Source organism: Mycobacterium sp. SMC-18, from assembly GCF_045310895.1.
In the GTDB taxonomy this organism is placed as follows: Bacteria; Actinomycetota; Actinomycetes; order Mycobacteriales; family Mycobacteriaceae; genus Mycobacterium.
On record NZ_JBJIAL010000011.1, the window covers coordinates 91,816 to 107,609 of the forward strand.

At 67.7% G+C, this 15,794-nt stretch carries 17 protein-coding genes; 5 read left to right on the top strand and 12 right to left on the bottom strand.

The features are described 5' to 3' along the window. The first annotated feature begins 64 nt into the window (after positions 1–64). A complete protein-coding gene (locus ACJH6J_RS12290; RefSeq protein ID WP_406775410.1) occupies positions 65–1,462 on the top strand; it encodes an MFS transporter in 1,398 nt (465 codons plus the stop codon). An 8-nt stretch (positions 1,463–1,470) separates the two neighbouring features. Here ACJH6J_RS12290 and ACJH6J_RS12295 read toward each other — a convergent pair whose 3' ends face one another. The 5 genes from ACJH6J_RS12295 to ACJH6J_RS12315 all read right to left on the bottom strand — a co-directional run bounded on the left by ACJH6J_RS12295 (position 1,471) and on the right by ACJH6J_RS12315 (position 5,625). Continuing rightward, positions 1,471–1,632 carry a hypothetical protein gene (locus ACJH6J_RS12295; protein WP_406804001.1) on the bottom strand — a complete coding sequence of 54 codons (162 nt, stop codon included), beginning with the start codon at positions 1,630–1,632 and terminating at the stop codon, positions 1,471–1,473. A gap of 77 nt (positions 1,633–1,709) precedes the next feature. Then, positions 1,710–2,462, bottom strand: coding sequence for a succinate dehydrogenase/fumarate reductase iron-sulfur subunit (locus ACJH6J_RS12300; protein ID WP_029121197.1), 753 nt, complete (start codon positions 2,460–2,462; stop codon positions 1,710–1,712). A gap of 2 nt (positions 2,463–2,464) precedes the next feature. Further along, the gene (locus ACJH6J_RS12305) at positions 2,465–4,369 is read right to left on the bottom strand and encodes a fumarate reductase/succinate dehydrogenase flavoprotein subunit (protein WP_406804002.1); all 1,905 of its coding nucleotides are present in this window, start codon (positions 4,367–4,369) and stop codon (positions 2,465–2,467) included. Positions 4,370–4,419: 50 nt separating this feature from the next. Beyond that, the gene (locus tag ACJH6J_RS12310) at positions 4,420–5,247 is read right to left on the bottom strand and encodes a hypothetical protein (RefSeq protein WP_406804003.1); all 828 of its coding nucleotides are present in this window, start codon (positions 5,245–5,247) and stop codon (positions 4,420–4,422) included. A gap of 93 nt (positions 5,248–5,340) precedes the next feature. After that, positions 5,341–5,625, bottom strand: a complete 285-nt coding sequence (locus tag ACJH6J_RS12315) for a hypothetical protein (RefSeq protein WP_064986061.1) — start codon at positions 5,623–5,625, stop codon at positions 5,341–5,343. 145 nt (positions 5,626–5,770) lie between these two features. Between ACJH6J_RS12315 and ACJH6J_RS12320 the strand changes: the two genes are divergently transcribed. The 4 genes from ACJH6J_RS12320 to nirD all read left to right on the top strand — a co-directional run bounded on the left by ACJH6J_RS12320 (position 5,771) and on the right by nirD (position 9,977). Beyond that, positions 5,771–6,529: an isocitrate lyase/phosphoenolpyruvate mutase family protein gene (locus tag ACJH6J_RS12320; protein ID WP_064986207.1), complete on the top strand. Its 759-nt coding sequence runs from the start codon at positions 5,771–5,773 to the stop codon at positions 6,527–6,529. Beyond that, the gene (locus ACJH6J_RS12325; protein WP_212808006.1) at positions 6,520–6,927 is read left to right on the top strand and encodes a hypothetical protein; all 408 of its coding nucleotides are present in this window, start codon (positions 6,520–6,522) and stop codon (positions 6,925–6,927) included. The genes ACJH6J_RS12320 and ACJH6J_RS12325 overlap by 10 nt, the downstream gene beginning before the upstream one ends. Positions 6,928–7,057: 130 nt before the next feature. Continuing rightward, the gene (gene nirB, locus ACJH6J_RS12330; protein WP_212808007.1) at positions 7,058–9,574 is read left to right on the top strand and encodes a nitrite reductase large subunit NirB; all 2,517 of its coding nucleotides are present in this window, start codon (positions 7,058–7,060) and stop codon (positions 9,572–9,574) included. Between the two features lie 13 nt (positions 9,575–9,587). Beyond that, positions 9,588–9,977 carry a nitrite reductase small subunit NirD gene (gene nirD / locus ACJH6J_RS12335; RefSeq protein ID WP_406804004.1) on the top strand — a complete coding sequence of 130 codons (390 nt, stop codon included), beginning with the start codon at positions 9,588–9,590 and terminating at the stop codon, positions 9,975–9,977. A gap of 14 nt (positions 9,978–9,991) precedes the next feature. On the opposite strand, the gene ACJH6J_RS12340 is transcribed toward nirD, so the two are convergent. The 7 genes from ACJH6J_RS12340 to ACJH6J_RS12370 all read right to left on the bottom strand — a co-directional run bounded on the left by ACJH6J_RS12340 (position 9,992) and on the right by ACJH6J_RS12370 (position 15,788). After that, on the bottom strand, positions 9,992–10,804 hold the full coding sequence (locus ACJH6J_RS12340) for a hypothetical protein (protein WP_133425855.1): 813 nt from the start codon (positions 10,802–10,804) through the stop codon (positions 9,992–9,994). Positions 10,805–10,869: 65 nt separating this feature from the next. Beyond that, entirely contained in the window at positions 10,870–11,553 is a 684-nt protein-coding gene (locus tag ACJH6J_RS12345; RefSeq protein WP_133425856.1) for a sirohydrochlorin chelatase, read from the bottom strand. Then, entirely contained in the window at positions 11,550–12,698 is a 1,149-nt protein-coding gene (locus ACJH6J_RS12350; RefSeq protein WP_318984749.1) for a uroporphyrinogen-III synthase, read from the bottom strand. Before ACJH6J_RS12350 ends, ACJH6J_RS12345 begins: the two co-directional genes overlap by 4 nt. 137 nt (positions 12,699–12,835) lie before the next feature. Continuing rightward, entirely contained in the window at positions 12,836–13,402 is a 567-nt protein-coding gene (locus tag ACJH6J_RS12355) for a GNAT family N-acetyltransferase (protein ID WP_133425858.1), read from the bottom strand. A gap of 49 nt (positions 13,403–13,451) precedes the next feature. Beyond that, positions 13,452–14,345 (bottom strand): 5-oxoprolinase/urea amidolyase family protein, encoded by an 894-nt coding sequence (locus ACJH6J_RS12360; protein ID WP_133425859.1) that lies wholly within the window; start codon positions 14,343–14,345, stop codon positions 13,452–13,454. 10 nt (positions 14,346–14,355) lie between these two features. Next, on the bottom strand, positions 14,356–15,018 hold the full coding sequence (locus ACJH6J_RS12365) for an allophanate hydrolase subunit 1 (RefSeq protein ID WP_212808010.1): 663 nt from the start codon (positions 15,016–15,018) through the stop codon (positions 14,356–14,358). A gap of 74 nt (positions 15,019–15,092) precedes the next feature. After that, complete coding sequence (locus tag ACJH6J_RS12370; protein WP_133425861.1) at positions 15,093–15,788, bottom strand: queuosine precursor transporter; 696 nt, start codon at positions 15,786–15,788, stop codon at positions 15,093–15,095. Positions 15,789–15,794 lie beyond the last annotated feature (6 nt).

The window sequence follows — 15,794 nt, forward strand, 5'->3', positions numbered from 1 at the left end:
GTTCTGCAACAGTGGCGCGGTGTAAGGGTTTACACGCACAAGGGCATTACATCAACGTGGCACTGTGCCGTCAACATCCTCCGCATCGAAGTCCAGTCAACGTATCGCCGTGGTCAACCGGCCGGCAGACCGACGCCCGCTGTTGGCATGTTGCGCCGCAACGTTTCTTCTCCTCGTCTACACCACGGTGGTAACGGTCAGTGCCACCACCATCGCTGACGACTTCGGGACCGGATTCACTGTCGCGCAGTGGATCGTCGACGTCTACACGCTCGCCCTCGCCGCCCTGGTCTTGGCCATGGGAACTCTGGGTGACCGGATCGGGCACCGCCGGCTGTTCCTGCTCGCCTTGGCCGCATTTGGCGCCGCGTCATCGGTCTGCGCGCTCGCGGGCTCCGGCGGTCAATTGGTTGCCGCCCGTGCCGCCCAAGGTGTCGGCGGCGCAGCGATATTCGCGACTGCAGTGCCGCTGCTGGCACAGTGCTATGCCGGGCGCGCCCGCGGAATCGCGTTTGCGGTATGGGGCGCGGTGGCCGGCGCGGGCAGCACGGTCGGCACCCTCGCCGGGGGTGCCGTCACCGAATTCGTCAGCTGGCGTTGGTTGTTCGCCGCCGCAGTGCCCGTGTGTGGCATCGCGTTACTCCTCGGCGTTGTCTCACTACCGCGTGAGCACCACCGCGGTGGCCGAGTGGACCTCGCAGGCGCAGCGCTGATCACGGTGGCGATGACCGGGCTCACCTACGCCATGATCAACGCCGGAGAACACGGATGGACCTCGACCGGCACGGCCGCCGGCGCTGCGACAGGTCTGGTGTCTGCCGGCGTGTTCGTCGTGGTTCAACGCCGCGTTGCCAATCCGGTCTTGCCTGCCGGCCTCTTCGCCACCCGCGGCTTCACCGGCGCGCTCGCCGCCTCGTTTGCGTACTATTTCGCCGGTTTCGCGGTATTGCCCGCGCTGTCTCGCTGGCTGCAGGGCACCGCAGGCATGAGCGCACTGCAGGCGGCGCTCATCCTGACCATTCAGCTGGTGGCCTTCATCGCGGTATCGCTAGCCCTCAGCGCCCGTCTGCACGACGCCCCGCCAAGTTGGGTGCTCGGAGGCGGCACGGTCCTGACCGGACTGGCATGTCTGTCGGGCGGCGCCGTCGTCACCCGGCCGGAGTGGACGACGTTCATCGGCGCGCTGGTGGTGTCCGGCGTCGGAGCGGGGATCGTGTCACCCGTGCTGCCCGCCGTCGCCGCAACCTCGGTACCACCGGTTCGTGCCGGAACCGCGGCCGCCGCGGTCAACGCGGCTCGTCAGCTCGGTCTGACCATCGGCGTTGCGCTGTGCGGCGCGCTGGCCGCAACCGGTGACCCGGCCGCCGGCATCTCGACACCTGGCCTGAGCGCGGCGTTCATCGTCGCGGGGCTGGTTGCGATCTGTGGTGGAGCAGTGAGCTTCGGATTGCTCTCCGCCTAGCGCCCGCGTCAGGGCCGGGAGGCCAGCTCCTGGCGATACCCCGCGACCCGCGCCTCGAGTTCAGCGGCGTCGTCAGGCCGCCCTTCCTTGCGGGCCAGTTCGGCGCGCAAGGAAAGCTCGCGGATCGCGGTCCGAATGTCGTCGACGCTGTGCGTTTCTGATTGGCCCATCTGGCTGCCTTTCGTCACGGATTGGCTGCCCTTCCGAGCGTACGCCGAAACATCGCCGTCCCCGCCGGATCGGCAACCTACCGCCGGAAGAGCTTGTTCCCCAGCCAGACGATCGGGTCGTACTTGCGGTCGGCGACGCGCTCCTTCATCGGGATCAGTGCGTTGTCGGTGATCTTGATGTGCTCGGGGCAGACCTCGGTGCAGCACTTGGTGATGTTGCAGTAGCCCAGGCCGAACTCGTCCTGCGCCATGTCCTTGCGGTCGAGGGTGTCGAGCGGGTGCATGTCCAGCTCGGCCACCCGCATCAGGAAGCGCGGCCCGGCGAACGCCTGCTTGTTCTCCTCGTGGTCGCGCACCACGTGGCAGGTGTTCTGGCACAGGAAGCACTCGATGCACTTGCGGAACTCCTGCGACCGCTCGACATCCTCCTGCTGCATCCGGTACTCGCCGGGCTTGAGGTCCTTCGGCGGCGCGAAAGACGGTATCTGGCGCGCCTTTTCGTAGTTGAACGACACGTCGGTCACCAGGTCGCGCATGATCGGGAACGCCCGCAGCGGGGTGATGGTGACGGTCTCGGCCGGGTCGAACGTCGACATGCGCGTCATGCACATCAGCCGGGGACGGCCGTTGACCTCCGCCGAACACGACCCACACTTGCCGGCCTTGCAGTTCCACCGCACCGCCAGGTCCGGGGCCTGCGTGGCCTGGATGCGGTGGATGATGTCGAGCACCACCTCGCCGTCGTTGACCTCGACCTTGAAGTCGTCGAGACCGCCGCCGGTGTCGTCCCCGCGCCAGACCCGCAGATTGGCTTGGTAGCTGTTGCTCATCGCTAGCTCCGTTCCGGATGGGCGGCCAATTCGGCGTCGGTGTAGTACTTCTCCAGCTCGGACAGCTCGAAGCAGGCGAGCAGTTCGGCCGGCATGGGCACCTGCTGCTCCGGGGTGACGGTCACGTCGGGGACGATCGGGTCACCGCCGCCCGCACTGCACACCAGCAGGATGTTGCGCCAGTCGGCGCTCATCTCCGGGTAGTCGTCGCGGGTGTGGCCGCCGCGGCTCTCGGTGCGGGCCAGCGCGGCCTTGGCCACGCACTCGCTGACCAGCAGCATGTTCCGCATGTCGACGGCCAGGTGCCAACCGGGGTTGAACTGCCGGTGGCCCTCGACGGTGATGTTGTGCATCCGGCGCTTGAGCTCGTCGAGCTTGAGCAGTGCCTGCTCGATCTCTTCCTTGGTGCGGATGATGCCGACCAGGTCGTTCATCGCCTGCTGCAACTCGGTGTGCAGCGTGTACGGGTTCTCCGCGCCGACGTGTTCGTCGAACGGCGCCAAGGCTTCCCGCGCCGCGGTGGTCAGGGCGTCATCGGAGACGACCGGCCGTGCGGGCAGCGCCTTGACGTACTGCGCCGCGCCGAGGCCGGCCCGCCGGCCGAACACCAGCAGGTCGCTCAGCGAGTTACCGCCGAGCCGGTTCGAGCCGTGCATCCCGCCCGAGCACTCACCGGCCGCGAACAGGCCGGGCGTGCGGGCCGCACCGGTGTCGGGATCGACCTCGATGCCGCCCATGACGTAGTGGCACGTCGGCCCGACCTCCATCTCGTCCTTGGTGATGTCGACCTCGGCCAGCTCCATGAACTGGTGGTACATCGACGGCAGGCGCTTCTTGATCTCCTCGGTGGGGATGCGCGAGGCGATGTCGAGGTAGACGCCGCCGTGCGGGGTGCCGCGGCCGGCCTTGACCTCGGAGTTGATGGCGCGCGCCACCTCGTCGCGCGGCAGCAGGTCAGGGGTGCGGCGTGCGGAGTCGTTGTCCTTGAGCCACTGGTCGGCTTCTTCCTCGGTCTCGGCGTACTGACCTTTGAACACCGAGGGGATGTAGTCGAACATGAAGCGCTTGCCCTCGGAGTTCTTCAGCACTCCGCCGTCGCCGCGCACGCCCTCGGTGACGAGGATGCCCTTCACCGACGGCGGCCAGACCATGCCCGTCGGGTGGAACTGGATGAACTCCATGTTGATGAGCGTCGCGCCGGCTCGCAGCGCCAGGGCATGCCCGTCGCCGGTGTACTCCCAGGAGTTCGACGAGACCTTGAACGACTTGCCGATGCCGCCGGTGGCCAGCACCACGGCGGGCGCTTCGAACAGCACGAAGCGGCCCGACTCACGCCAGTAGCCGAACGCGCCGGCGATGCGGTCGCCGTCCTTCACCAGCTCGGTGATGGTGCACTCGTGGAACACCTTGATGCGGGCCTCGTAATCACCCGTCTCGGCGAAATCCTCCTGCTGCAGCGAGACGATCTTCTGCTGCATGGTGCGGATGATCTCCAGGCCGGTGCGGTCACCGACGTGCGCCAGGCGGGGGTAGGTGTGGCCACCGAAGTTGCGCTGGCTGATCCGGCCGTCCTTGGTGCGGTCGAACAGCGCGCCATAGGTTTCCAGTTCCCAGACGCGGTCCGGTGCTTCGCGGGCGTGCAGCTCGGCCATACGCCAGTTGTTCAGGAACTTGCCGCCGCGCATGGTGTCACCGAAGTGCACCTGCCAGCTGTCCTTGGAGTTCGCGTTGCGCATCGAGGCGGCGCAGCCGCCCTCGGCCATGACGGTGTGGGCCTTGCCGAACAGCGACTTACACACCACCGCCACGCGCAGGCCCTGCTCCCGGGCTTCGATGACCGCACGCAACCCCGCCCCGCCGGCTCCGATTACGACGACGTCGTACTCGTGCCGTTCGAGTTCAGCCATGAAATAACTCCAAATTGTTGTGAATAGCGGTGAAAATCAAGACGTTTGACTCAGCCGACGAATCGCAGGTCGCTGAACCACCCGGCGGACACCGCCATGACGTAGAAGTCGGTGAACATCAGGGTGCCGAGGGTGATCCACGCGTACAGCTTGTGGCGGGTGTTGAGCTTGCTGACCTGCGTCCAGATCCAGTAGCGCACAGGGTGTTTCGAGAAGTGCTTGAGCCGGCCGCCGGTGACGTGCCGGCAGGAGTGGCAGGACACCGTGTAGACCCACAGCATGATGACGTTGCCCAGCAGGATGATGTTGCCGAGCCCGAAGCCGAAACCGCTGGGCGAGTGGAACGCGACGATGGCGTCGTAGGTGTTGATCACCGAGATGATGGCCGCGATGTAGAAGAAGTACCGGTGGGTGTTCTGGATGATCAGCGGGAACCGCGTCTCACCGGTGTACTTGGCATGCGGTTCGGCGACGGCGCACGCGGTCGGGGACTGCCACACCGTGCGGTAGTAGGCGCCGCGGTAGTAGTAGCAGGTCAGCCGGAACAGCAGCAGGAACGGCAGGGACAGCGCCGCGAAGGGAATCAGCGACAGCGGTCCGTCGGCCGGCAGAATCTGGGGCCAGAACTCGCTGGCCGCACCACACTTGACGCTCAGACACGGCGAGTAGAACGGCGTCAGGTAGTGATAGTCCGCGACGTAGAAGTGGTCCCGCTGGAAGGCGCGCACCGTCGCGTAGATGACGAACGCGGCGAAACCCAGGTCGATGAGAATCGGGGATTTGAGCCAGTTGTCGGTCCGCAGGGTGCGCTGCGGTATCTGCGCACGCGTGGGGGAGAAGACGCCGGTCCCGGGGCGGTTGGCGGCGGGTGCGCTCACGAAAGCATCCTCGATTTCGGTTGGGGGCAGGGCCTACCTATGAAGTTGTGGGACGGGCGGTGTCGGGCACGACGGCCGTCGTGCCCGAGTCGGTCAGCCGCCGACGCCACCGTCGTGGTCGTTCCAGAATTCGCTGGAGTAGTCGTGGTCGGGGATCACGATCTTTTCCTTGGCGTGCTGGGTCTTGATGCCGCGGCTGAATTCCAGCTCTTCGATGTCGATGTCCAGCCGCTCGATGTCGACGGCCAGGCGCTCGGCGTCATTCGCGATGCGGCGGGTGGCGGGGGAGTCCCCGTATTTGGCGGCCAGCGAGCTGACGGACCGGCGCAAACTGCCGATCAACTCGTGCAGTTCGGTGAGCTCAGTGGTGGTGGACATCGGGCGACCTCCTTGGGCTGAAGGGTGTCATAAATCACAGTACGACACCGGATGCTAGTCAGATCCGGAGATGAAAGTGAGACAGGTCACGTTTGTCGCGACGGTGTCGGCATGTCTCGGCAGTGGCTGTCGGTACGGTATGACCATGTCCGACGCGGTTCTGGCGCAGCGCGCCGAAGCACTATTGGCCCTGCACCAGCCGGGAAATCCGGTCGTCCTCCCGACTGTGTGGGACGCCTGGTCGGCGAAGCTCGCGGTGTCGGCCGGGTTCGTCGCGCTGACGGTCGGTAGCCACCCCGTCGCCGACTCGGTGGGCAAGCCCGACGGCGAAGGCATGTCGTTCGACGACCTCACCACGCGCGTCAGCCAGATCACCGCGGCCGTCGACGTGCCGGTGTCGGTCGACATCGAATCCGGTTACGGCGAGGCCCCGAGCCGCCTCATCTCCGGGCTGCTCGCCGCGGGCGCGGTGGGTCTGAACATCGAGGACACCGTGCACAAGGACGGCGGCCGCATCCGCGACGCGCAGGAGCACGCCGACCTGGTCGGTGAATTGCGCAGGGCGGCAGACGCTTCCGGGGTCCACGTCGTGATCAACGCGCGCACCGACCTGTTCCTGCGCCAGATCGGTGACGAGGCCGACCGGTACGAGCGCGCGGTGCAGCGGTTGCAGCTGTGCGCGGCGGCCGGCGCGGATTCCCTGTACCCGGTGGGCCGCCACGATGACGACACCTATCGCCGCCTGGCCGCCGACCTGCCGTTGCCCATCAACGCCATCGCGATCCCGGAGTCCGACGATCCCGCGTCCTTCGGTCCGCTGGGCGTCGGCCGCATCAGCTTCGGGCCGTTCCTGCAGCGCGCTCTGGGTACGGTGGCCGCCGATATTCTGGCGCGGTGGCAGTGAGCGAGCCCGACGGCGCCGAGGAGAACTACGGGTTGTGGTGGGCCGCAGGCGTTGCCGCCGCGATCCTGCTGATCATCCTGATCTACCAGGTGATCCAGACCTCCGAGGAGTCCGAGCAGCCGTCCGGTCCCGTCGGTGACTCCACGGTCTTGACGACGTATCCGACGACTACCAAGCGGACGACGACCCGGACCACCACGACGACGACCACCACCACCACGACTACGACGACGACGACGGAAAGCACGTCGGAAACGTCGACGACGGACGACACGACGACGTCGACCAGCACCTACACGCCGTCGAGCACCTCCGGTTACGGGACGACGACCACCACGACCACGATCTACAACCCGTACACCACCCCGACCACCGCCCCGCCTGCCGGCGTCGGGTAGCTCGGAAGCCCAGGTCTGTGACCGGGGCCACTCACTTCACCGGCGTTTGCCGAGGCCTGTGAGAAGAGCGTGACGGTCGATTCACACGCGGCAACACAATCCGCAATATCGGCTTCCTACCTTTTGGGGCATGGACGCGAAGAACCTTGTGGTCGTCGGCCACGGAATGGTCGGGCATCGCCTGGTCGAGGCGCTGCGCTCGCGGGATACCGCGGGTCAATGGCGCATCACCGTGCTGTCCGAAGAAGCGGACGCGGCATACGACCGCGTCGGGCTGACGGGTTACACCGAGCACTGGGACCGGTCGAAGCTGGCGTTGCCGGGCAACGGGTATGACGGCGACGGGCTGGTCGACCTCGTGCTGGCCGACAAGGTCGGCGGTATCGACCGCGCCACCAAGACGGTGGTGACCGAGTCGGGCCGCGGCATCTCGTACGACAAGTTGGTCCTCGCCACGGGCTCGTACGCTTTCGTGCCGCCGGTGCCCGGCCACCAGCTCGACGGCTGCTTCGTCTACCGCACCCTGGACGACCTGGACGGCATCCGCGCCGCGATGCAGCGCTCGGCCGAACACGGCAACAACACCGGCGTGGTCATCGGTGGTGGTCTGCTCGGTCTGGAAGCGGCGAATGCGTTGCGCCAGTTCGGCATGCAGGCCCACATCGTCGAGCGGGCGCCCCGCCCGATGAACCAGCAGCTCGACGACGCCGGCGGTGCGCTGCTGGCCCGCATGATCGGCAAGCTGGGCATCTCGGTGCACCTGGATGTCGGCACCGACGCCATCGAGCCGCTCGACGAGGGCGTGCGCGTGCTGCTCAGCGACGGCACCCTGATCGACGCCGGCCTGGTCATCTTCGCCGCCGGTGTACGTCCGCGAGACGAACTGGCCCGCGACGCCGGTCTGGACATGGCCGAGCGCGGCGGCGTCCTGACGGACTTGTCGTGCGTGACAAGCGATCCGGACATCTACGCCGTCGGTGAGGTGGCTGCGGTCGAGGGCCGGTGCTACGGCCTGGTCGGTCCCGGTTACACCACGGCCGAGGTGGTCGCCGACCGCCTGCTCGGGGGTGCCGCCGAGTTCCCCGAGGCCGACATGTCGACCAAGCTGAAGCTGCTCGGCGTCGACGTCGCGAGTTTCGGTGACGCGCAGGGCGTCACACCCGACTGCCTGCAGGTCGTGGTCAACGACCCGGTGAAGCAGACCTACGCCAAGCTGGTGCTGTCCGACGATGCCAAGACCCTGCTGGGTGGCATCCTGGTCGGCGATGCGTCGGCGTACGGCGTGCTGCGCCCGATGGTCGGCGAGGCGCTGCCCGGTGACCCGCTGGCGCTCATCGCTCCCGCCGGGTCCGGTGACGGCGCAAGCGCTCTCGGTGTGGGTGCCCTGCCGGACGCCGCGCAGATCTGCTCGTGCAACAACGTCACCAAGGGCGACCTGTGCGGTGCGATCGAAGGCGGCTGCAGCGACGTCGCCGGCCTCAAGGCCTGCACCAAGGCCGGCACCTCCTGCGGCTCCTGCGTTCCGCTGCTCAAGCAGCTGTTGGAAGCCCAGGGCGTCGAGCAGTCCAAGGCGCTGTGCGAGCACTTCCCGCAGTCGCGCGCCGAGCTCTTCGAGATCATCTCGGCCACCGAGATCCGGAAGTTCTCCGGGTTGATCGAGAAGTTCGGCACCGGAAAGGGTTGCGACATCTGCAAACCCGCCATCGCCTCGATCCTGGCGTCGACCAGCAGTGGCCACATCCTCGACGGCGAACAGGCCGCCCTGCAGGACTCCAACGACCACTTCCTGGCCAACATCCAGAAGAACGGCAGCTACTCGGTGGTGCCGCGCGTCCCGGGTGGTGACATCACGCCGGAGCAGTTGATCCTGATCGGTGAGATCGCCAGGGACTTCGGGCTTTACACCAAGATCACCGGTGGCCAGCGGATCGACATGTTCGGTGCGCGGGTGGACCAGCTGCCTGAGATCTGGCGGCGCCTGGTCGACGGCGGCATGGAGTCCGGGCAGGCGTACGGCAAGTCGCTGCGCACCGTCAAGAGCTGCGTCGGTAGCGACTGGTGCCGCTACGGACAACAGGATTCGGTGCAGATGGCCATCGATCTGGAGCTGCGCTACCGCGGACTGCGGTCGCCGCACAAGATCAAGATGGGTGTCTCGGGCTGTGCCCGGGAGTGCGCCGAGGCCCGTGGCAAGGACGTCGGCGTCATCGCCACCGAGACCGGCTGGAACCTGTACGTCGGCGGCAACGGCGGCATGACACCCGCCCACGCGCAGCTGCTGGCCGGTGATCTCGACGACGAGACGCTGGTCCGCTACATCGACCGGTTCCTGATGTTCTACATCCGCACCGCGGACCGGCTGCAGCGCACGGCGCCGTGGGTCGACCAGATGGGTCTCGACCACGTCCGCGACGTCGTGTGCAACGACTCTCTCGGCCTGGCAAGCGAATTCGAAGCCGCCATGGAACGGCACGTCGACGGTTACTCCTGCGAGTGGAAGGGCGTGCTGGAGGACAAGGCCAAGCTGACCCAGTTCGTCTCGTTCGTCAACGCGCCCGACGTCGCCGACCCGACCATCGCGTTCACTGAACGCAACGGCCGCAAGGTGCCGATCGGCATGCCCACCGTCCCGCCCGCCAAGAGTTGATCAGGAGGCCACGATGACGCTCAACGACCTTTCCGAAGTTGCTCAGTACCAGGACCGTTCGGAGTGGACCGCGGTCTGCTCGTACCACCGGCTGGTGCCCGGCCGTGGTGCCGGTGTGCTGCTGCCCGACGGCTCGCAGGCCGCGCTGTTCCGCCTGCACGACGGATCGCTGTACGCCGTCGGCAACATCGACCCGTTCTCCGGTGCGGCCGTGATGTCCCGTGGGCTCGTCGGTGACCGCGCCGGCCGAGTCTGCGTGCAGAGTCCCATCAAGAAGCAGGCCTTCGCCCTGGATGACGGTGTCTGCCTTGATGATCCCTCGGTGAGCCTGCCCGTCTACCCGATCCGGGTGTGGGCCGGGCTGGTCGAGATCGGCCCGCTGGGCGTCGACGTAGCGGCCTGATCGCGGGCTGGGCGTCAGTGCGAGCAGCTGTTGTCCTCGATGGTCTGCAACACCCAGTACGCCGTGAACTCGATGATCAGCGCGATCTCGGCGATCAGCACGGCATGATTGAAGCCGTCGAGACTCAGGTGCAGCACCACCGCGGTCAGCAAGCTGGCGGCCATCAACAGTGAGATCGTCTGGTACGCGCCACGGTAACGACTTCCACACGCCGGCGCGGTGCCGAAAGCCGAGCTGAACACCGTCAGCACGATGGCGCCGAACATGACGGCCGCGGCAATGCCGTGGGCGTTGATCCGGAACCAGTCCGGGGCCACGATCAGCACCACGACGCCGGTCCCGAGCACCGCGCGCTGCAGCCACCTCGCGGCGGCACCCAGCACGGTGCCGGGCCGCTTGGGCCGGAACAACAACCACGACGCGGCGCGTGAACCGGCGAGCACCACCGTGACCGTCCAGGCGTTGAACAGTACGGCCGACCCCGTCTGCACTGCCACGGGATCAGCTGTGCCGCACTGCAGTACCGGCCGCGTGGTGGGGACGACGGCGATCACGAAGGCCAACACCCCGGCCAGGTTGAGCAGCGTGTTCTCGGTGTCGCTGGCGCCCTGGTAAACGATCAGCATGGCGCCGATGGCGAACAGCACGCCCACGAACACGGCATGCGCGGTGGTGAAGTAGTAGGCGCTGATCGACGTCTGCCAGCACGTGGCGTGCGCGCGCTCGACGGCCAGCGCGGCACCCAACAGCACGGCCATGACCACCATGCCGCCACGGAGAAACCGGTAGGTGTCCAGCGCTACGTCATTGCCCGTCCGCTTGGCCATGTCTCCAGTATGGGCCGCGATATCCCCCACAAATGGGCGGTACCCCTTGCGTTTCCGCCGAAAACCTAGGCGGCCAGCGACAACCGGGCCGTCCGGAACCGGTGTGCCACCAGCTTGGCGACGCCCGGGTGCCGGCCCAGCGGGTCGGTCACCACGTCGGCTCCGCAGGTGTACAGCCGGTCCTGGAAGAGTCCGTCGGCCAAGAGGTATGACGCGACGGCGACGCGTTCGGCGCCGTGCTTCCGCAGCCGGGCCACCACGTCGCCCACCCAGTGCGTGCCACTGATCGCGAATGCAAGCTCGACGCGGCTGCCCAGCGTCGCCGACAGCATGGCGCAAGTCCGGCGCAGGTCACCGGCAGCACGCGGGTCCGAGGTTCCGGCAGCCGCCAGCACCACGGAATCCGATGGGCGCCAGCCCGATTCGATCAGCCGGTCGGCGAGCACCCGGACCATTGCGGTCGAGGGCCCGAGTGCCGGCGTCACCGTGACGTCCCGGTGGCCACTTTCGGCGATGCCGGCGGGGATGTCCTTGTGGACGTGGTAGCCCGACGACAAGAAGGCCGGGACGACGACGGCGGGGCCGGGCGGCAGCGTCGACAGCACCTCGGCCGGTGTGGGCCCGAGGACGTCGACGAACGCGGTGTGCACGCGACGGTCCAGCAGTCCGCTCACCTGCTCGGCCAGCTCGCCGATCATCGCGACGCCCGAGCCCTTGCGGGTGCCGTGGGCGACCAGGACGGGGTTCATCGTGCACCTACCGAGTAGTCGTCGACCGCCAGCCGGTAGCCGCGCTTCACCACGGTCGCGACGATCTCCTTGTCGCCCAATGTGGTTCGTAGCCGCAGCACCGCGGTCTCGACGGCATGGGTGTCCGAACCGCTACCCGGCAACGCGGCCAGCAGTTCCTGCCGCGACACCACCGCACCGGGCCGCAGCGCCAGCGCCCGCACGATGGACATCCCGGCCGGGGAGAGGTCTTTGACCACCCCGTCGACCACGACGCAGGTACCGCGGATCTCGAGATCGTGTCCGGCGGCCCGCAGCTTTCGGGTCTGCAGCACGGGGAGCTCATCGGCGATGTGGCGCGCGAGCGCACCCAGGCGCATGCGCTCGGGGGCTGATGTCGGCACCCCGAGCCGGGCCAGCGGCCGCGCTGTCACCGGCCCGACGCACATGGCGTGCACCGGGCCCCGAAATGCTTCCAGCACTTGGTCATTGATGCCGAGCTCGGTCGCGCGCATCAGGGTCGCCGCCACCGCGGGCGCCGAGGTGAAGCTGACGGCATCGAGCCGGCGCTCGGCGATATCGCTGACCAGCGAGTCGAACGCACCGCCGGACGGCACCGGCTGCCACCGGTACACCCGGATCGGGACGACGTCTGCACCCGCCCGACGCAGCTCGTCGAGGAACTCGGGGAACGGGTCCCACTCATCGGTGGCGCCGTGCAGCTGCACGGCGATCCGCATGCCGGCGATACCGCCCTGCAGCAGGTAGCCCAGCACCTCGCGGGACGACTCGGAATCGGGTGACCACTCCTCGGGCAGGCCTGCCGCCCGCAGCGCACCGGTGGCCTTGGGGCCGCGGGAGACGATCCGGGCGCGGCTGAGGGCATCGGTCAGCTCGCCCGACACGCCCCAGTCGTCGGCGGCGGACATCCAGCCGCGGAAGCCGATGCCGGTCGTGGCGATCAGGACGTCGGGCGGCACTTCGAGCAGCGCCTGGGTGTTGGTGCGGAGCTCGTCGTCGTCGGGCAGCGGGACCATCGAGATGGCGGGGGCAGCGATCACCGTCGCGCCGCGGCGGCGCAGCAGGGTGCACAGCTCATCGGCACGTCGTGCGGAGGTCACCGCCACCCGAAATCCGGTGAGCGGGGCCCGTTCGGGATCACTCATGCGTTCAGTGAAGGGACAGCGTGTTTCCGGCTGGTTACCCGGCCATTGCTCAGCGGTGTCGGCGCCCCGGAAACGGTGACGTTTATGTCACATGCGGTGCTGAACTGGGCTTTTGCGGGCAAAAACCTCACAAGGCCTCACCAGACGTCGCCCTCGCGCCAGTCACAGGTGATGTCGGCGGTGGTGTCGACCTCAACCGAGACCGGCAGCACGAACAGCGAATGGTCGTCTTCGGGCGTGCGATTGACACCGGCGGGCGCCAGCACGGACGTCGTGCCCCGCCACGGCAGCCAGCCGCGTGCGGTGTAGATCGGCCGTCCCGCATCCGAGGAACTGAGCGCCCCGATCTCGTAGGCGCCGCGGATCACCTGCTCGACGGCGTCGAGCACCGCCGTGGCCAGGCCCTGGCCCCGCCAGTCCTCGCGGACCGCAACGGCTTCGACGTAGCCGCACCGCAGCGCGGTGTTGCGGTACATCAGCCGGCGTTGGACGACCGCACCGTGCGCGATGATCGCGCCGTGGCGGCAGACCAGCGCATGCATGCCGCCCAGTGAGTGCTCCCAGTCGGCATCCGAGAAATCGCCGTCGTAGGCGTCGATGACCATCTGCCGGGCGCCCTCCCGGGTCTCGGCATCCAGATCAGCGGTGTGGACCAGTCGCGCCGTGTGAACGTTGTGGACGCGGGAGAGATCCGTGGGGTGCACCCCCTCGTTCTACCAGGATTGCGCAGCCTGCGCTGGTGCCTGTGCGGGTTCAGGCGCCAAACGGATGACGCGGCCTGGACCAGTGCATGCGCACGTGCTGACCGGGCCGGATCTGCCCCACTTTGTCGATGTCGTGGTCGGCGACGACACCGATCACCGGGTACCCGCCGGTGACCGGATGGTCGGGGCCGAGGATCACCGGTAAACCGTTGGGCGGCACCTGAATTGCGCCCCGTGTCGCGCCCTCGCTGGGCAGCTGGCGGTCCGGCCAGCGGTGCTGCAGGGGCCGGCCGTTCAGCCGCATGCCGACGCGGTCGCTGCGATCGGTGACGATCCACTCCGTGTGCACCAGGGCGTCGGGGTCGACGAACCAGTCATCACGCGGGCCGGGCACCACCAGCAGCTCCAGCAGGTCCTCGGCGATGGCCGCCACGGGCGCCTGATCCAGCTCCGGGAACTCCGCGGTGTGCGCACCGATGGTCAGCATGTCGCCGACCTGCAGCGGCCGCGGGCCGATCGCGGACATCACGTCGTAGCTGCGGGAGCCGAGCACCGGGTCGACGACGAAGCCGCCGCGGACCGCGACGTAACTGCGCAGACCGGTGTGGGGCGCACCCAGGGAGATCACCTCGCCGTCGTGCGCGTAGTGGATGCTGTTGGTGCCGAACGGGATTCCGTTCGCGGAGGGATCGGCGTCGGCGCCGGTGACGGCCACCGCCACGCCCTCTTTCCCGCCGCCATGGACCCGGGCAGAAAAGCCACCGAACGTCACCTCGATGGTGGCGCGGTCGTTGGGGTTGGCCACCAGCCGGTTGGCCAGCGTGTGTGAGCGGCGATCGGCCGCGCCCGAGCGGCTGACGCCCATGTGGGCCAGGCCGGGCCGGCCCAGGTCCTCGACGAGCGCGAGCGGGCCGGTCTTGAGGATTTCGAGTGTTGCGGTCATGGTCGCGCTCCTAACCGATTGCCCGGAACTGCACGTGCATGCCCGGAATCAGCAACGCCGGCTGCTCCCGTTCGAGGTCCCACAACGTGGCGTCGGTACGGCCGATCAACTGCCAGCCGCCCGGGGTCTCGCGCGGGTAGACGCCGCCGAACTCACCGGCGAGGGCCACCGAGCCCGCCGGCACGCGCGTGCGCGGCTCGCTGCGGCGCGGCACCTGGAGTCGCTCGTCGCCACCGACCAGATAGGCGAAGCCCGGCGTGAAACCGCCGAATGCGACGCGCCACAGCGACCCGGTATGGGCGGCGATCACCTCGTCGGAGGTCAGCCCGGTCAGCTTGGCGACCTCGTCGAGATCGGTGCCGTCGTACACGACGTCGATGGTCACGTCGGCCTGCTGCGGGGCGCTGGCCTCGGTGTTGTCGATTTCGCCGAGGCGGAGCTTGGACAGCCGCTGTGCGGTGGGAATCTGATATCGCGGTGCGGCGAGCTTGATCAGGATGGTCCGCGACGCCGGCACGATGTCGAGCACGCCGGGCAAACCCGCCGTGCGCAGCGTGTCGGTCCACGCCAGGACCTCGGCGGTGCTGTTGAATTCCAGGAGCAGCGCCTGGTCGCCATAGTCGCGGACGGTGCCGAGCATCGTCATGTCAACTTTGTCCACTGTGACGGTCATCACTCCAACCTACCCGCGAGTAGCCGGTAATTAACGCGTCCTTACGCACTCGCCAGAAGAGCCTTAACAACCGCTCAGACAGCAAATTCGTACGTTGGTTCGTGCCGCTTGATGTAGCTGATCACCCGGTACGTCACCGGCAGGAAGATCACCTCGACGGCGGTCTTGTACAGCCAGCCCTGGCCGGTGTAGACGACGAAGTCGTGGAGGGTGCTGATGCCGATGGCGTTGGCGGCGATGGCGCAGAACACCAGCGTGTCACCGAGCTGCCCGGCGAACGTCGAGCCGACCAGGCGAGCCCACAGGTGCTTCTCCTTGGTGCGTTCCTTGATGGCCACCACGACCCACGCATTGATCGTCTGCCCGACGATGAAGCCGGCGAGCCCGGCGATGATCAGCTGCGTGTAGGAGTGCACGACGTTCTCGAAGTGCGCCTGGTTCGGGTAGAAGTCCGCGGCCGGCAGGTAGATCGTCGCCCAGAAGGTCAGGGCGGCAAGGATATTCATGGCGAAGCCGAGATAGATCGCCCGCCGCGCGGCCTTGAAGCCGTACACCTCGGACAGCACGTCACCGATGATGTAGGTGAGCGGAAAGACGATGAAGCCGCCGTCGGTGATGATCGGCCCGAAGGCCACGCCCTTGGTGGCGGTGACGTTCGAAATGATCACCAGGGCCGTGAACACCGCGATCAGGATCGGATAGTAGGCCGATCCGACCTGCGCGAAGCGGGCGTGCTGGTCGGGGCGCTCGGCGACGGTCACGTCGAACATCTTGGC